General features: G+C 57.5%; 12 protein-coding genes and 2 pseudogenes. 9 read left to right on the top strand and 5 right to left on the bottom strand.

The window, feature by feature from the left end:
• Nucleotides 1-321 precede the first annotated feature (321 nt).
• A pseudogene (locus tag AC1DK3_RS09395) lies at nt 322-570 on the top strand (aldo/keto reductase); the annotation flags it as partial.
• Between the two features lie 63 nt (nt 571-633).
• Here the strand turns inward: AC1DK3_RS09395 and AC1DK3_RS09390 are convergent.
• The 5 genes and pseudogenes from AC1DK3_RS09390 to AC1DK3_RS09370 form a co-directional block, all read right to left on the bottom strand.
• Nucleotides 634-1,255 (bottom strand): annotated as a pseudogene (locus AC1DK3_RS09390) (transposase); the annotation flags it as partial.
• Between the two features lie 132 nt (nt 1,256-1,387).
• The gene (locus tag AC1DK3_RS09385) at nt 1,388-2,902 is read right to left on the bottom strand and encodes an amidase (protein ID WP_477191950.1); all 1,515 of its coding nucleotides are present in this window, start codon (nt 2,900-2,902) and stop codon (nt 1,388-1,390) included.
• Nucleotides 2,903-2,996: 94 nt separating this feature from the next.
• A complete protein-coding gene (locus tag AC1DK3_RS09380; protein ID WP_477191949.1) occupies nt 2,997-3,530 on the bottom strand; it encodes a YkgB family protein in 534 nt (177 codons plus the stop codon).
• A 111-nt stretch (nt 3,531-3,641) separates the two neighbouring features.
• Complete coding sequence (locus AC1DK3_RS09375) at nt 3,642-4,061, bottom strand: organic hydroperoxide resistance protein (RefSeq protein ID WP_477191948.1); 420 nt, start codon at nt 4,059-4,061, stop codon at nt 3,642-3,644.
• 45 nt (nt 4,062-4,106) lie between these two features.
• On the bottom strand, nt 4,107-5,432 hold the full coding sequence (locus AC1DK3_RS09370; RefSeq protein WP_477191947.1) for an epoxide hydrolase family protein: 1,326 nt from the start codon (nt 5,430-5,432) through the stop codon (nt 4,107-4,109).
• A gap of 253 nt (nt 5,433-5,685) precedes the next feature.
• Here AC1DK3_RS09370 and AC1DK3_RS09365 point away from each other — a divergent pair, with 253 nt between their 5' ends.
• The 8 genes from AC1DK3_RS09365 to AC1DK3_RS09330 all read left to right on the top strand — a co-directional run bounded on the left by AC1DK3_RS09365 (nt 5,686) and on the right by AC1DK3_RS09330 (nt 16,464).
• On the top strand, nt 5,686-8,547 hold the full coding sequence (locus tag AC1DK3_RS09365; RefSeq protein WP_477191946.1) for an ATP-binding protein: 2,862 nt from the start codon (nt 5,686-5,688) through the stop codon (nt 8,545-8,547).
• Between the two features lie 1,016 nt (nt 8,548-9,563).
• A complete protein-coding gene (locus tag AC1DK3_RS09360) occupies nt 9,564-10,886 on the top strand; it encodes a tyrosine-type recombinase/integrase (RefSeq protein ID WP_477191945.1) in 1,323 nt (440 codons plus the stop codon).
• 433 nt (nt 10,887-11,319) lie between these two features.
• Nucleotides 11,320-11,505 (top strand): helix-turn-helix transcriptional regulator, encoded by a 186-nt coding sequence (locus AC1DK3_RS09355; RefSeq protein ID WP_477191944.1) that lies wholly within the window; start codon nt 11,320-11,322, stop codon nt 11,503-11,505.
• 596 nt (nt 11,506-12,101) lie between these two features.
• Nucleotides 12,102-13,607 (top strand): virulence-associated E family protein, encoded by a 1,506-nt coding sequence (locus AC1DK3_RS09350; RefSeq protein WP_477191943.1) that lies wholly within the window; start codon nt 12,102-12,104, stop codon nt 13,605-13,607.
• 483 nt (nt 13,608-14,090) lie between these two features.
• Entirely contained in the window at nt 14,091-14,372 is a 282-nt protein-coding gene (locus tag AC1DK3_RS09345) for a pyocin activator PrtN family protein (RefSeq protein WP_477191942.1), read from the top strand.
• Nucleotides 14,373-14,585: 213 nt separating this feature from the next.
• On the top strand, nt 14,586-14,768 hold the full coding sequence (locus tag AC1DK3_RS09340) for a hypothetical protein (protein WP_477191941.1): 183 nt from the start codon (nt 14,586-14,588) through the stop codon (nt 14,766-14,768).
• A gap of 266 nt (nt 14,769-15,034) precedes the next feature.
• On the top strand, nt 15,035-15,361 hold the full coding sequence (locus tag AC1DK3_RS09335; protein WP_477191940.1) for a hypothetical protein: 327 nt from the start codon (nt 15,035-15,037) through the stop codon (nt 15,359-15,361).
• A 533-nt stretch (nt 15,362-15,894) separates the two neighbouring features.
• A complete protein-coding gene (locus AC1DK3_RS09330) occupies nt 15,895-16,464 on the top strand; it encodes a terminase small subunit (RefSeq protein ID WP_477191939.1) in 570 nt (189 codons plus the stop codon).
• Nucleotides 16,465-16,600 lie beyond the last annotated feature (136 nt).

The raw sequence follows: 16,600 nt of genomic DNA, 5'->3' as shown, positions 1-16,600 counted from the left end.
GCAAGCGCTATCGAATGTAAGGGAGAATATCAGATTGTTCAGGGCCAAGCGATATCGACGCCATACTGCCGCGATAACAACCTCGCGGCCGTTGCCCGGTCATACGGTTTTAACGTCTCCGATATTGTAGTCCGCAATAACCCCTTACGCAAAGCAGAAATCTGCAGCCACGTCGGCGGCGATATTCGCGCGCAGACAGCATGCCTGGAAGTTCAGCCAGGTTCGCGCGGCACACGCTAGCTTGATCGATATGGCGCCGCGATCTTCGCGGCGCTGCACACTCTATCAAGCGCGCGAGGCTCCAGTAGAAAGTAGGTAGCCATGTCCACAACCACAGCAACAAAAAATCACTCAGGCGTTTTCGCCATCGGCGGCGATATGCCGGTCAACCGGCTCGGCTTCGGTGCAATGCGCATCACGGGTAAAGGAATTTGGGACGAACCCGACGACAGAAAAGAGTCGCTCCGCACGCTTCGCAAGCTCCCCGAACTCGACATCAATTTCATCGACACGTACGATAGCTATGGGCCCGAAGTCAGCGAGCTTCTGATCCGCGAAGCGCTTCATCCCGTGGCTGTGTAAAAACTCCCGGCGTGATGGCGATTGAGCAAGGTAAGCGGGCCTCTCTCGACATCACCGGCGCACCGCTGCGATGAGCGGCTGAACGCCCATGATCGTGATCATCCGCTTGATGTTGTAGGCCAGCACGCAGAGGATCATTTCCGCCTTCACACGATCGAGCCCTTTCGTCAGGAAGTGCGTGTAGCCCATCCACGCTTTGATCGTGCCGAAGGTATGCTCAACCGTACTTCGGCGAACGATCATGGCGTTGCCGGCATCCAGTCGCTTCTGCATCGCTTCGATGACGCCCTCATGTTCCCAGCGATTCACGCGGCGCTCCTTGCTGGTCGTGCATTTCGCCCGCAGTGCGCAGGCGCCGCATTTATTGGTCCAGTAGCTATAGAGCGTTCTTCCCTCCTCAAGGCGCGTGTATTCGATATGAGAGGGTCTCTCCCGCCGGGCAGCGATAAGCGTTCTGATCGGCAAGATAGACGAAGTCGTCCTTGCCGAACCGGCCGGCAGCCTTCGCATTCGATGTGAGGGGCTTGGGCACGTGTGGCGTCGCCCCGATGGCTTCACAGGCGAGAACCTCATCACCGCTGAAGTAGCCGCGATCGGCCAGGACATCGATCTTCTCGACGGCCATTGCCTCCTTTGCCATGCGCGCCATGGGAGAGAGCAACGTCCGATCGGAGGGACTGGGGGCGTCGCGGAGTGCCGATCAAACGCAGCGCCGACCCCACCCGGGATCACCAATGGTGGCCGGGGCCGCCGCTGCACCGCCAGTCGAACCCGAGAGAATGTGATCCACATTCCAAATCGTCGGTCACGCCTCCAGGGCGCGCTCACGGCAAATTCGGTAATTGTCCTGCCATGGCCGAAGCCGCTCGAACGCTGCGCTTGCTGCCAGCACATCCAAGTCGGCATTTCTCCGGCCTATGATTTGCATCCCGACCGGAAGTCCCTCGGACAGACCCGCAGGGATCGACGCCGCGGGATGCCCCGTAAAGTTGACGAAATAGGTCAGGCACCATCCGATGAGGGGATCTATGTCGACGCCGTTGATGGACGTCGGACCGATCGTATTCCCGTCGCCTGCATTATCGACCGGCGGGCACGCGAGAGTCGGCGTGACGAGCAGATCGAACCCTTCGAGGATCCGCTGAAAGGCGTCGTACACTTCCGACCGGACGGCTTGGTCCCGAAAGAAATCGAGGCCGGACATGCGATTGGTCTTTTCGGCCCAATCCAGGTATTCGGGCGGAAAGTCAGCTCGATGCTGCCCGAACAGATCAATGCCATCGCGCTTGATGTTCTCGATCGCCTGCAGGTTCAGAAGCATGTAGAGGCGAGACCAGACGTCGCTCAATTCCCGCTGCGAACGGGACAGGCCGAGCTTGACCTCTTCCACGTGGGCTCCGGCTTCCTCGAAGACCTTCACCGCGCGAGCGACCGTCTCCGCCACCTTTGCGTCGACAGGAAAGACATCCAGATTCGGACTATAGGCAATCTTGAGACCGCGAATGGAACGTCGGGTCGCCGCCGTGAAGTCGACCGCCGGCCCGGTCAGGCTGAAAGGATCTCGCGGATCATGCCCGGCAAGTACGTTCAAGGCGATAGCAGCATCCTCGACCGTTCTCGTGATAGGCCCTTCGAAGAGGAAGGGGGAATCAGCCGCGCCGAATGCGTTCGGGCGTACCAAGAACGGCACACGGCCGAATGAGGCCTTGTAACCGTAAACACCACACCAAGCAGAAGGAATGCGTATCGATCCGCCTGCATCTGTGCCCTCTGCAATGGGCAGCAGTCCATCGGCTACCGCCGCGGCACTGCCTCCGGAAGACCCGCCTGAATTCTTGGAAAGATCGAAAGGGTTGCGTGTGGGACCAAACAGGTAATTGTCGCAAGTGCCCCGGAAGCCCATGAGAGAACTGTTGGTCTTGCCGAGGAACACTGCTCCGCCGCGGTTCTCCATGCGCTCGCAAAATGCGCAGTAGCCGTTCACTACGTTGTGCTTCAGCGCGCGGATGCCGCCCAGGCTCGCTGGCCAACCCGGCTTGAAGTCGAACAGATCCTTGAGCGCTGACGGGATGCCATGCAGCGGCCCCAACGGCTCGCCCGCATATAATGCACGCTCGGCCTCTTTCGCTCGTGCACGGGCTCCGTCGAAATCGACATAAACGAGCGCGTTGAGGCTGGGATTGCGCGCTTCGATGCGCCGAATGAAGGCGTCGATCACTTCAACCGGTGATAACTCACGACGTCGGATGCTCGCTGCCAATTCCTGAGCGCTCAGGTAAGCAAGCTCGTCCGAATCGTACGGAAATGCTGCGGAAATCATGCGATTGTCCTCTTCTCATCGTTGCCCGAAATCGGTCGATGCATATTTCGTCATCCGCCATTACAGCGTTGGGAGGGATCTTGATTGGAGCTTCTTAGTTCGTAGCGGAGAGCACGTTACGCTCTCGGGACAATGTCGGTTTGTCGCGCGCCGCGATCACCCGCCCGACATCCTGCTTCAGCAGATAGACTGAGACGGTCAGCAAGACGAGATCCTTCAAGAGGAAGGCCGCGACTATACCCATGACCGGGAATCCTCCGGCGCCGGGATCCCAGGCGTCAGGCGCGAATGGAAAGATCGTAACGGTTGCAATGAAGGTGCAGCAAGAACCGAGTGCGCCAAGCACACCCAGTTTCTTGTTCCAAAATCCCAGGAGCAGTAGCGAGCCAATGGTCCATTCTGAAGCACCCAGAAGAACGCTCGTGCCACCGATACCTAAAACCGGAATCGTCCAGAAGATAAATGGGCCGTGGGTAATCAATGGCACGAGACCTTGGATCGCGGAGTCAAACCATTTGTCATATCCGAACCACGCGAAGATGATCACCATTGCGGCGCGGAGCAGGTTGTAATCGAGGTCAGGCTTCAGGAGGCCTGAGCGGCCGAGAAGTTGGGCGATGGCATTCATTTGTTTTCTCTCATTCGATCTCATGACGAAGCTATCCGTGGCGAATTTCGTCGGTTGAGTTGATATCCGCCTTGGCGAGGCCTGCCCAAAATTTTCAGGCAGGCCTGTAGTTCAGATGATATTGATCTCGACACCGACGTTGCCGCGTATGGCTTTGGAATAGGGGCACGTCTGGTGTGCTGCCTCGACCAATTTCAGCGCTATGTCGCGGTCCAAACCCGGCAAGCTGACGTCAAGGCGAGCTGCGAGAAAGTAAGCGTCTCCAGCCATTTTCAGATCGACTTCGGCATCGATTGCAAGATCGTCCGGGAGTGTGATCTTCATTTTTCGGGCGGCGATTCCCATAGCTCCTTCGAAGCAAGCCGACCAGCCGGCCGCGAACAACTGTTCGGGATTGGTGCCGATACCAGCGGAACCCGGAATCGAAAGTCTTATATCGAGCCGGCCATCTGAGCTACGCGAAACGCCGTGTTCGCGGCCTCCGGTCGTGTGGGTCTGTGCCGTGTACAGCACTTTTGCAATATCAGACATGCAGCGTCCTTTTGATTTCGTTTGTCGGTGAATTGTTGAAATCAATCAGTCTTGTTCTATGCGCAGCGATTTGAACGCGGCGCGAAGCTCGGCGGCGAAGAGTTCGGGCTGTTCCCAGGCTGCAAAGTGACCGCCCTTGTCGACCTCGTTAAAATAGATGAGGTGGTGATAGGCACGTTCAGTCCAGCTACGAGGGGCACGATAGATCTCGCCAGGGAAGACAGTAACGGCGACTGGGATCGCTATATCGCTTGTCTTCTGTTCCACTGCGTTGAAGTTGTTGTTGTTGTTCTCCCAGTAGAGTTGGGCAGAAGAGATCGCACTGTTCGTGACCCAATAAAGCGTGATGTCGTCGAGCATCTCATCTTTGGAAAGGGACTTCTCGGCGTCGCCGCCGCTATAGGTCCACTGGTTGAACTTGTCGTACATCCAGGCGGCGAGGCCGGCGGGCGAATCCGACAATCCGTAACCCACGGTTTGTGGGCGCGTGCTCATCATCGCACCATAGGCACCGTTCTTCATAAAGAAGGTATCGAGCTGCTCGAACGCCGCCTTCTCATTGGCCGACAAACCTGCCGGTGCTGGATCGCCATCCTTCATGGCTTTAGCAACTTCGGCCGGCACGGTAGCCGGCATATTGACGTGAATACCGAGCAATCCCGCCGGCTTCTGACGCGCCATCGCATCCGCGATCACCGAACCCCAATCGCCACCTTGAGACACATAGTGCGTATATCCGAGCCTCTTCATGAGCACGTCCCAGGCGCGCGCAATGCGATCGGGATTCCAGCCCGGGCCCTGGGGCTTCTCCGAGAAGCCGTAGCCAGGCATTGATGGCAGAACGAGATCAAATGCATCCTCAGGCCGGCCGCCGTAGGCAGTTGGGTCGGTTAGAGGACTGATGACTTTGACAAGCTCGAGGATGGAGCCCGGCCAGCCATGCGTGATAATGAGGGGCATAGCGTTGGGATGACGGGAACGGATATGAACGAACTGAATGTCGAGTCCGTCGATCTTGGTCACGAACATCGGCAGGGCATTCAACTTAGTCTCGACCTTACGCCAATCGTAGGTCGTCCCCCAGTAACGGACGAGAGACTGAAGCTTGGCGAGCTGCACTCCTTGCGATTGATCGGAGACTGTTTCTCGTTCGGGCCACCGTGTCGCCAGGACGCGATTGCGAAGATCAACCAGGGTATTTTCCGGAACGTTGACGTGAAACGGGCGGATCGAGGTATCTTCGATCGCGAGAGCTTGCCGCGGAAGAAGGCCGAGGCCGCATGCCGCGACAGAAACCGCGAGAAACATGGCTGACGATAGCGACGCAGCGCTGCCCCAATCGGGCGATGCTGATATGACAGACATAAGCATTCTCCTAAGTCAAAAAGCGTGGCAAGCGCGGCCGGACGCGACGGGTTACTCACTCACGACACTCAAGCAGAGGAAGCTCGCCGACGCCCGTTAGGGGTTGTGAGAAGTTGTTAGTGCATCTGTTGTCCCGGGACACGGGTCGAGTCCGTCCCGGGGCACACGTCAACTGGGTTGCACCCAGCGGATGTGATGCTCGGGCATTGAACCGCTACCTAAGATGCTGCCGAGAACCGGCAGCTAGGATTGGAATGACATGATGAAGCCGGAAACGCTGGTTCGAATCGTGCTGTCGTTCGGCCCATTTCGGCTGGTCGTTAGCGAAAGGCTCCTTACCAAAGACGGCGTTCCAGTCGAGCTGGGCGGGAGAACGTTGGACACCTTGATCGCTTTGGCATCCCGGCCCAACGAAGTCATGGGCAAGCGAGAGCTCATGGCGGAAGTCTGGCCCGACGTGATCGTGGAAGAGGGCAGCCTGCGCTTTCACATTACGGCCCTTCGCAAAGCGCTCGGTGATGGACAGGACGGCGCGCGCTACATCACCACGCTTGCAGGTCGGGGCTATTGCTTCGTCGCGCCGGTCACGCAAACGATCGATAGAGAAGCAAACGGACAAGCAACAACCGGACCGTTCCCTGGTGTCACATTTCTCCCCAGCCGCTTGTTGCGGATGGTTGGGCGGGCAGATGACGTCGCCACGATAACTCGCCAACTCGCCGCGACGCGCTTCGTCACGATTGTCGGTCCGGGAGGTGTGGGAAAGACCACCGTCGCCGTCGCTGTTGCACACGATCTACTGGAGGCTTTCGACCGGGCGGTTCTCTTCGTGGACTTCGGAATGCTCGACGACCCGTCCATGGTGCCGGCTTCCGTAGCGTCCATGCTGGGCATCCCCATTCATTCCGACGATCCGACGCCCGGTCTTATTGCCTATTTGCACGACAAGCGTCTTCTTCTGATCCTCGACAATTGCGAACACGTCATCGAGGCCGTCGCAAACCTGGTTGCTTCGATCTTTCCCGCCGCGCCGCAGCTCCATATTCTGGCGACCAGCCGCGAAGCCTTGAGGGTTGAAGGCGAGCAGGTTCAGAGATTGATGCCCCTCACCTTTCCACCTGACGCTCCGGGTCTCACCGCTGCTATGGCGATGACGTTCCCCGCGACCGAGCTGTTCGTGGAACGCGCCGCAGCGACAGGTGTGCGCCTCGACCTTAGCGACCGGGACGCGACGATCATCGCAGGCATTTGCCGAAAACTCGACGGCGTCGCGTTGGCGATTGAACTGGCTGCCGGACGCGTCGAAGCCTACGGCCTTCAGCAGACCGCCGCGCTTCTCGACGAGCGCCTGACGCTGCTTTGGCAAGGACAGCGGACTGCGCCTCCGCGCCAAAAGACGTTGCAGGCAACTCTTGATTGGAGTTATGGGCTGCTCACGGAACCCGAGCGCCTCGTGCTCTGCCGGCTCGCCGTGTTCGTCGGCCAATTCACGATCGAAGCGGCGCTCTCGGTGGTGACGAGCCCGGAAATCAATCAGGCGACCGTCTTTAACGCCATCGATAGTCTTGTCGCAAAGTCTATGATCGCGACCCGACCGGCGGGAGCCACAATGCGCTACAGGCTCCTGGAGACAACGCGTGCTTACGCGCTCGGTATTAGCGCAAGCGACGGAGAATTCGACGACCTTGCTGCCCGCCACGCAGCCTACTCTCGGCGATGGCTGGAGCAGACCGAGACGGAATTGCGGACGCTATCAAGCGCGGCGGAACGGGCGCCCTTTCTTGCCGGGCTCGGTAATGTCCGCGCCGCGCTCGACTGGGCGTTCGGCGCCAACGGCAATGCTAAAACCGGCGTCGAAGTCGCCGCTGCTGGCGCGCCAATATTTCTGGCGCTGTCCCTTTTAACAGAATGCCAGCGTTGGTCGGAACGAGCGATCCAAGCGCTTGACGACACTACGCGCGGGGGGCGCGAGGAGATGCACTTGCAGGCGGCCTTGGGAATGTCGCTGATGTTCACAAGCGGGGGCAACGAAAAGGCGCGCGTGGCCCTGAACCGAAGCCTTGCGATCGCCGAAGACCGAGGCGACGCTCTAAACCAATTGCAGCTGTTTGGCCTGCTGCAGATGTATTATCTGCGCATTGGCGATTTCAAAACCGCTCTCCAATATGCGAAGCGTGGTGTCGCGGGCCTGCCAGGCATCGAGAATCTCGCGGCGCGCGCATTGGCACATTCGCTTTTAGGCATTTCGCTTCACCACATCGGCGATCTCGGCGGGGCCCGCTTAGCGTTGGAGGCTGCGCTGCACTCTGGGCGGGGCTCCAACCGGACGAGTACGATTTATCTCGGCTTCGATGGTCACAATTTGGCGAGCGCTACACTGGCAAGGACGCTGTGGCTGCAAGGTTTTCCGGAGCAGGCCATCGAAGTCGCGCGTCAAACCGTAAAAGACGCCGCGCACATGGACCATCCGGTAACGCTGTCCATTGCGTTAATCTGGGCCGTCTCGGTATTCCTTTGGACCGGTGATATCGAGAGCGCCGGCAAGTACACCGATTGGCTAATATCGCATGCTCACTCCCATTCCCTCGCGCCCTATTTGGCGTTGGGACGTGGCTTCGAAGCCAAGTTGGCCATCTGCCGAGGAGATGCCAGCGAGGGAGTTGATAGCCTTCAGCGCTGTCTGGAAAAGCTCCACGCTGCCCGCTACGAATTGCATACCACACCGTTCAACATGGGCCTCGCCGAAGGTCTCGTGGCAATCGGGCGTTCCAGAGAAGCGATGACGCTGATTGACGAGACGATTGCGTCGGTCGAGGCGAACGGAGACCTTTGCTACATGCCGGAGCTATGGCGAGTGAAAGGCAAATTAATTTGCTCGACGCCGGAACCTAATCTTAAAGACGCAGAAAATTGTTTCACTCGGTCGCTCGGATTGAGCCGCGGCCAGAGCGCGCGATCCTGGGAATTGCGCGCTGCAATCGACCTAGCACAGCTGACATTCGCTCAAGGGCAGCGCAAGCGCGCTCGAGAACTTCTTAAGCCAGTGTTCGAACAATTTGTGGAGGGTTTGCAGACAGCGGATTGTAGAACTGCGAAGCGTCTAATCCTGACTTTGGAATAGCTCCTCGATTCAAATGAGGAGCAGTCTTCGTCGCGGCCGTTGGTATGTTCAGCCACGGAAAGAGAGTGTGACTTTTGAAGGAGGACAAACGTTCGCGCGGTCTTGCCCTCAACGTCAGCTAAGGCGCGCTTCTTCTAACAGTTTCAGATTCTAGTGCTTGCTTCTCTTTGAAGACCCCGAGACGGGGCCGCTCTTGCATTGCGCCGCGTCACAAGCGATGAAGCTGGCTGCGACTTGCGCCTCTCTTCTGAGGGGACATTCACACCGCAGATTATAAGTGGCGGTCAAGGCCATGTTGGCCGACTTCAGGGCTTGTAGTTATGGACAAATCGACTCCGCAATTCATCTGCACGCGTAACTCCTATCAAGATGGGCGGCGTCACACGTGTGCCACTCGTCCTCCTTCAGCGACCGAACAAAGCGATCAACCTCGTCAAGCTTCCCCTTGCTGCGCGCAAATCGCAGGTGCTCTGAAAAACGCTCTCGCTTCTCACGATCCGTCGAGAATGCCCACCCAGATAATATTAAAGGGGGCCCCAAATCGCCGCGCGGCTGTCCCAGCAATCGCCAAATGGCGTCCCACTTGCCGGGCTGCCGACGATATTCCCGCATGTCAACAAATAATCCGTACACGGAACAAATCCGTCAAACGCATCCGTTGCGCGAACGCTCGCGGACAACGGCGGACGAGAGTTTGGCGGCGGTTATCCCGGTCGCTCGATCTCGAAAAAAAAGGGGGGGGTTAGGCGGAGAAGTCCGCAGCGTTCGGGTACACAATGGGTATACAAATTTGGGCGCAGAAAAAAAATAAAACCGTTATATTTCAACGGCTTATTTGGTTAACTGGCGGAGAGGGAGGCCGCCCTGAGCCTGTATGACGAACATTCAATTCGTCTCATATTATCTCTCTAAATCAATATGTTGCGGAATTCGCAACACCACATTCGTCTTGACCTGTCGCATCCAATACATATAAATCGCATCTTTTTTGGCCGGTATTATGATGGGTGCACAGAATGCCGAAAAAGGCGAAGGATCTAACCGCACTGGCGGTGGGGCGGCTGCACCATCCCGGAGACGAGAGCGGAAACGTCACCTTCGCGGTCGGGAACGTCGCAGGCCTACTGCTCCAGTGCACGCCGACCGGCGCTCGAACCTGGCTCTTGCGAACGCTCGTTGGCACCAAGAGGCGATCCATCGGGTTAGGCGGGTATCCAGATGTGCCGCTTGCTGACGCCATCAGGCGCGCACGGGAAGCTAAGGAAAAAATCAGAGCGGGCGTTGATCCGGTCGAGGAACGCAAAGCTGCTCGCGCTGCCCTCGCCGCAGCTCAGGCGCGCGGGCTCACGTTCAGCGATGCGGTAGACCGATATCTCACCGCGAAGCTCGACGCCTTCAAGAACGCCAAGCATCGCGCGCAGTGGAAGATGACGCTGCAAACCTACGCCTGCCCGGAACTCGGGCCGATGCTTGTCTCTGACATCGCGGTTCAAGACGTGCTGCGTGTGCTGGAGCCGATGTGGCGGACCAAGACCGAAACCGCCAGTCGCTTGCGCGGGCGCATTGAGGCCGTACTTGCGTGGGCAACGGTTGCCGGCCACAGGACCGGCGATAATCCCGCTCGATGGGCGGGCAATCTGAAAGAAATGCTGCCTGCTGCAGCCAAGGTGAAGGACGGCGACAATCAGCCGGCCGTCCAGCTTGACGACGCCGCGCGCTGGTTCGCTGCGCTCCGGAAGCGCGAGGGAATTGGCAGCCGTGCGCTGGAATTCCTCACGCTCACCGCTTGCCGATCTGGCGAAATCCGCGGAGCGACCTGGGATGAAATCAACCTCGAGAAGGCCCTCTGGGTTGTCCCGGCAATACGCATGAAAATGAAGCGCGAGCATCGTGTGCCGCTCTCTCTTGATGCTGTGGCGTTGCTGAAAGCTCTGCCGCGGCTCGAGAACAGCCCATTTATATTTCCGGCAGCGAGGGGCGGAATGCTCAGCGACATGACGTTGAGCGCCACCATGCGCCGGATCCACGAAGACGACATCAAGTCTGGCGGGGCGGGCTTCATCGATCGCGCATCGAAGCGCCATGCCGTGCCTCACGGCCTACGCTCTACATTCAGAGATTGGGTTTCCGAACGGACGACTTACCCAGGGGACATGGCCGAAACTGCGCTCGCTCACAAGGTCAGCAATGCGGTTGAGGCTGCGTATCGTCGCGGCGACATGATCGAAAAGCGCAAGCAGATGATGACGGCGTGGGCGGATTTCCTTGCTGGCAGAAATGTAAAAGCCAACGTCCAGCAGGATAAACTCCAGCCGTCGCGTCTGCAGGTGATATCGTGATCCGGAAGCGCGTCGGTTTCGCGCTGGCGTCGTCCGTATGTCCGATCTTGGCGGCTGGGTTACCTGGCGCGAAATGGGTGCAAGAGAGGTGCAAAAAACCTGTGTGCGCCTCGGCGGGCTAGATTACGCGGCTCACGCGCGTCGAATTTATCGTGACCTAATTGCGACCAACAAAACGCAGAAATCTTACACACCTCTTACACACAAAACGGCGCGTTCCTCAGCAAGTAGTTGAGATCGTTGGGGCATTCGGGTCCACTTACCCCACGCAAACGCGGTTTTGCGCGCAGCGGGTCGGCGGCGTCGCGCAGCTTCAGAGGCGAAGCTAACGCCTTCAAAAGACTAGCAAAACCAGATTGCGCGCCTAACGTGTTGGTGGCGACAACCATCTGCACGTCAGATTGAGCCCATCTCAAACGGATGGAGCAACGACGTGACTAGATACCTTCCCGATACAGCGGTTGCTAAGCGTTACGACATAGCACGCCAGTCAGTTTGGCGTTGGGTGAAAACCGATCCGAGCTTTCCACGACCAGTCAAGTTATCGCCCGGCTGCGCGCGCTGGCGGATAGAAGACATCGAGAAGTGGGAGCAAACCAAATTCTCGGGCTCCAAATGAACTCATCCGCCTCAACATGCGGGAATTAAAAAGCCCGATCCACCTATGAATTAAGGCGGCGTATTTAGCTCTTCTCATCAAATAGCGTTGTGAGATTAGCAACAAATCGTCGCCCCGCGATATGACAAGACCACGAGGGCAACATGCAAGATTTCACTCCTCTATTCCCGCGATCGATTTCGGGCGGGAAATTTCGACTCCCACTGACTTGTATTGCAGTAGAAAATATCGGAAAGCGCGCTGATAGGGCCTACCGCGAGCTTCATCTGACCGAGGCGGAACGAGTGTCGCTAATCAAAGTATATGACGGCCTAATGACAGTGGATCGCTCCGTAGCGGCACGAGCCTCGATACTCAAAACATGCGGCGGCCGAAAGGAATTGGATCTTTCTGCCGATATAAGCAGGTGGCCCAGGTCGTCACAAATCCAGCCGGCTGAGCCATGGAGAGGTAGTGGCGCCCTCGGTGAAATTTTCGACCACAACGTCGGATACCTAGAACGCGTGCAAGCCTTCATTGAGGCCCTTGAACGGAAATATGCGCCGATTCCGGCTGTTCCGGTTTCTTCCGAAGATGACATCTGATCGGTGCTAGACATGGAAAAATACACTTTCGCCGATTGGCAGTCGGGCAAAAAGCCGCCCGATGACTGGAACTGCGCAGACGCTATTGCTGATGGATGGACGAAAACCGATCTCGACGCCTTCAGGCGCGCGAGCGCATCGTTCGAGGATCGCGAGGCATACGTTCGCGAAGAGTGGCCGGAAGCAAGCGACGAAACTCTCGCGGCCGTTGCGCTTGCCGGGCCTTCGCCTGGGCAGGCTCAGGAGATGAAGCCGACGCAGCAAGAGCAGCCGCCGCCCGCACTTCGCCGCGTCGGTCAGATCGTTGGCCTTGAGCGGTTTGATGCCGAGCTTGAGGCGTTTTTGCGGGATCGTCGATGGAACATAAAGCTCAACCTACTGTCGGGTGAACGCGAAATCCACCTTCCGGATAAGATCGTACCGATGTCGGATGAGCGCCTTGCCGAAATCCGTTTCACCGTTGCTTATGCGTCCAACGGCAAGGAACCGTCCAAAGAGAAGATTGCCGATGCAGTCGCGCTCATTGGCGAGCGGCGCGCATATCACCCGGTTCGGGATTATCTCAATAGCCTGCAATGGGATGGCATCGGCCGTCTAAACGGATGGTTAGCTGAATACTTCGGTGTCGAAGACACGCCGCTGAACCGTGCGCTTGGGCGAAAAATCCTATGCGCAGCCGTCCGCCGCGTACTGCAGCCCGGCTGCAAGTTCGACGCGATGCTTGTGCTTCAAGGCGCACAAGATCTGGGAAAGTCCTCTGCCATCCGAGCGCTATCCCATGATCCGGCATGGTTCACTGATCAGCTTGAGGTTGGAGCCGATCCTAAGGTTACGATCGAGAAAACGGCGGGCGCCTGGATCGTGGAAATGCCAGAGCTGGACGGCTTGGGGCGGCGCGACACTAATCGCGTCAAATCATTCATAACGACAACGCATGATCGCGCCCGGCTCGCTTACAGCCGGTATGCGGCAACGCGTGCACGGCAATTTGTGCTCTTCGGCACGACCAATGAAAGCCACTACCTGACTGACACGACAGGCAATCGGCGGTTCTGGATCGTGAGGGTTCGCAAAGCTGACGCGGCCGGGATCGTCGCTGATCGCGATCAGCTATGGGCGGAAGCTGTGCAGGCGCAGCCCGCTGAAAACCTATGGCTTGATGACGGGGCGTTGAAGTCAGCTGCGGCGGTTGTGGCACGCGAGGCATCCGACTTCGGTCCGTGGCATGAGATTCTGGAACATCGTATTCCGAACGGGCCGCTGAAGATCGAAGCTGTAGACGTGTGGAGGTTGGTTGGTATCGAAGGGGCCGAAACCATCAACCGTCTTACTAAAGCACATCACGCGCACTTAAAAGCCGCCATGACTGGCCTCAGCTTTGAACGCAAGGACACCGGGATCCGTAATGCCGCCGGCAAGAAAGTCCGCGCGTATGTGCGCGGAGATCCCGATTGCGCAGCCTGGTGGAGTCCCGGCAATCCTCCCCCAGAAGATCCCACTCCTGCATCCGATTGGTGACGAGACAATGTAAAAACCGGTGGGCCATCCTGCCGGTTCTTTTTTGCTGTACCAATTCCAGAAATCTATTTCTTGCTCCGAACCAATTCCAGCAATTTGTCATTTAAGTCGCTTTTCGGAAGGGGTGGAACTCGTTTGACCGGCAACCGGTTCCGCCTTGAAACCCATTCTTATATCAAGGCTTGCAATGGGTGGAAGTGGTGGAAGCGGTTATTCTAATGAAGGCGCCGGAATCAATTTATTGTTGCGACTTACGCAACGCCTATCGGAAGTCTAGAAAAAAGGCGAGGAAGCGGCTCCAGCCGGTTCCGATATTTTCACGCATATATACAGTCAGTTCCTTATTGTGATTTTCGCAACTCCTGATGCGATATTCGCACCACTGTTGCGTTCTCATATTTGCAAATTTCGAAACATCATATGAGCTAACAGGCAAGCCTGCCGGGTGTCTCGCCAAATTGCAAGGCAGACGAAAGCAAGAAAATGGAGCGGCATCAGTTGAACACCGAATTTCTTCGACGCGCGCAGTACGACGACCGTGCCGTGATCCCCTTCGAAATCATTTGCCGCGACTACTTCAGTCGCCTGACGCCGTTGCAGCTTACCCGCAAAGCAAAGGCTGGTGAGATCGACCTGGCGATCGTGCGCATCGAGGCGAGCCAGAAGGCCGCTCGTGGCGTCCACCTTGAGGCCTTGGCTGCGTGCATTGACGCCCGCCGGGCAGCGGCGAAGAAGGAGAATGACCAGCTACAGGGGCGGCGATAGGCATGGCGAGGCGACGACGCGGCCCAAGACCAAGTTGCTCGAACTGCGGGAAACGCGCCCCAATTGGCGACCGCATTTGCATGACGTGCCGCGTTGCCTCACCGGCAGAGAAAGCCGCGCGCAAAAAGCCTCAAGGCCGGAAGAAGCGGAGCGTTTGGGCCGTCTCAGGGGGCCTTCCTTCACTCGGCAGGCGACGCTAAAAGCGAGAGACACATGAAACTGACCCTGACAGACGGGATGCTGAAATATCGCCGCGACGAGATCAGCGTCGTTCAAGATGGCGTGCCTGTTCCCTACGAGTGGACCGGCCCGCTTGAGATAACTGTCGACGACATCTTCGAGCGCGCGGCCATCCAGGTAACGCCGAAGCCGCGCAGCACGCGCGACCAGCCATAACGGAGGCGATATAGGATGGCTCAGCATTGCGTTTCGTGCGGAAGGGTCAAGCGCATTCCTCAAGGTCGCCGCCAGTGCAGACATTGCACGGGCGAAAAGGAAGCCTTGGAGGAGTTGAAAACCAACATTCGGACATCTGCCGCGATCATTTGCTCAGATCCACTTACGGGAGCGCGGAGAGCAGGATCGTCGATCGGAAAATATCGGAAAGGCCGAAGCCTTCGCGCCTATTCAGGCGGCCTGCCTTCACTTGGGAAGAAGCGATAATGAACCCAGCAGACCTAAACGACCCCGCAACCGCCGAGGCTTTTGTTCGCGAGACGATCGACATGTTAGCCGGCCAGATTGCCGAAATAGAATCCGACGCAGAGAAAAAGATCCAGGGATACCGCGAGCGCTTTGCCGACCATCCGTCGCTGCTGCTGGAACTGACGTTATCGGTACAGGAAGAAAAGCGCTTGCGGACTGAGCCAATGAAGCAGCACCGAAATAGATTGCTCGAAGTTATCGAGCGCGTCGAAGCGATCACACGCGACAGCGAGCAGGTAATTTTGGGCGGACCACTTGGATCGACCAACGCCTTTTCCGACTGATAACATTCGGTATCATAAGGACACGCGAGCCCGGCTTAAACCACTGCCGGGCTTTTCTTTTTTTGTGCCTTCCATCATGGGTGCGATATTTCAATCGGTAATGCGCATAAATTGCGGCCTTCTTTTACATTCCCGATGAAAATTCTTTGAGCCCGTTGCTGTTACCCCTACATCAAATTGCGATTCTATTCATGCGGGTTGCAAAGCGGCGTTATCTTTTGCATGTGGAGCCGTTGAAGGCGCGCCTCGCTGAACTGATGCAGCTCATCGCTCGCCTTGAAGAATGCAGGAAAGCTTCACGCTTTCGCGAAGCCGATGACGCAATCGAAATGTGATCAAATTTGCGTCTAAGGCGCGTGCGCCATCGCCATCGTCGCGACTTCTCGCGAACTGTGTCGCATCCTAACGGCCATTAACCCGCTAACCAGCGAAGGTTGATGATTCGCCGTTCGCGTCGATTGAGCGATCGCATTCTTATGAAAACTTATGCGTGTTGGTTGCGACAACCATCTACAGCTTACCTATCGGATATCATGACAGCCGACGCCACCAAGTCAGCCCTCACGCCAAAACAACGGCGATTTGTCGAGAACTACTTGCTTGATCTCAACGCGACGCAAGCCGCGATCCGAGCTGGCTACAGCAAGCGATCCGCGCAGGAACAAGGTTCGCAGTTATTAAACCGCCCCGCGATCAGGATCGCGATTGACGCGGCAAAAGCGAAGCGGTCCGCCAAAACTGAAATTTGCGCCGAACAAGTTCTGGAAGAGATCGCAGCAATGGCGTTCTACGATCCAGGAGAATTGATGATCGAAGGCGCAGCGAATGCAGGCGATCCTATTGAAGCGGTAATCGACGGTCGCGTCATCTATGGGTTGCGTTGCCCTGCTGACATCAAACGCCTGCCGGAAAAGGCGAGGCGCGCAATCATCGGATGGGGCTGGGATCGCAATCAAAACTTCACTGTCAAGCTCGCGGACAAGAGCAAGGCGCTCGATCAGCTTGCGCGCCACCTCGGACTATACAATGACAAGTTGGAAGTGTCTGGCCTCCACGGCCTCGCGGAGCGACTCGCTCGGGCATCGAAGCGCTCGGAAGGTTAGCCGGACGAACCTCTGCCGCCGTCTGTTAGGGGCCAATTAAAACCCATCGGCCGATGAGCAAACGTACTTTTGGATGGGGGTTGCCTAAACTTCCCTGGATTGGAAATGCTCTAGTCCGCTATACTCTCGGAGGTGG

It is taken from the genome of Hyphomicrobium sp. 01T421 (genome assembly GCF_056398805.1).
Note: the sequence above shows the minus strand (reverse complement) of the source record. Positions and strands in the feature narration are given on the sequence as shown.

Coding starts and splice junctions, on each gene's coding strand:
- AC1DK3_RS09360 (WP_477191945.1), top strand. CDS start 9,564: ATGCCGAAAAAGGCGAAGGATCTAACCGCACTGGCGGTGGGGCGGCTG.
- AC1DK3_RS09365 (WP_477191946.1), top strand. CDS start 5,686: ATGATGAAGCCGGAAACGCTGGTTCGAATCGTGCTGTCGTTCGGCCCA.
- AC1DK3_RS09335 (WP_477191940.1), top strand. CDS start 15,035: ATGAACCCAGCAGACCTAAACGACCCCGCAACCGCCGAGGCTTTTGTT.
- AC1DK3_RS09330 (WP_477191939.1), top strand. CDS start 15,895: ATGACAGCCGACGCCACCAAGTCAGCCCTCACGCCAAAACAACGGCGA.
- AC1DK3_RS09340 (WP_477191941.1), top strand. CDS start 14,586: ATGAAACTGACCCTGACAGACGGGATGCTGAAATATCGCCGCGACGAG.
- AC1DK3_RS09385 (WP_477191950.1), bottom strand. CDS start 2,902: ATGATTTCCGCAGCATTTCCGTACGATTCGGACGAGCTTGCTTACCTG.
- AC1DK3_RS09375 (WP_477191948.1), bottom strand. CDS start 4,061: ATGTCTGATATTGCAAAAGTGCTGTACACGGCACAGACCCACACGACC.
- AC1DK3_RS09345 (WP_477191942.1), top strand. CDS start 14,091: ATGGAGCGGCATCAGTTGAACACCGAATTTCTTCGACGCGCGCAGTAC.
- AC1DK3_RS09370 (WP_477191947.1), bottom strand. CDS start 5,432: ATGCTTATGTCTGTCATATCAGCATCGCCCGATTGGGGCAGCGCTGCG.
- AC1DK3_RS09380 (WP_477191949.1), bottom strand. CDS start 3,530: ATGAATGCCATCGCCCAACTTCTCGGCCGCTCAGGCCTCCTGAAGCCT.
- AC1DK3_RS09350 (WP_477191943.1), top strand. CDS start 12,102: ATGGAAAAATACACTTTCGCCGATTGGCAGTCGGGCAAAAAGCCGCCC.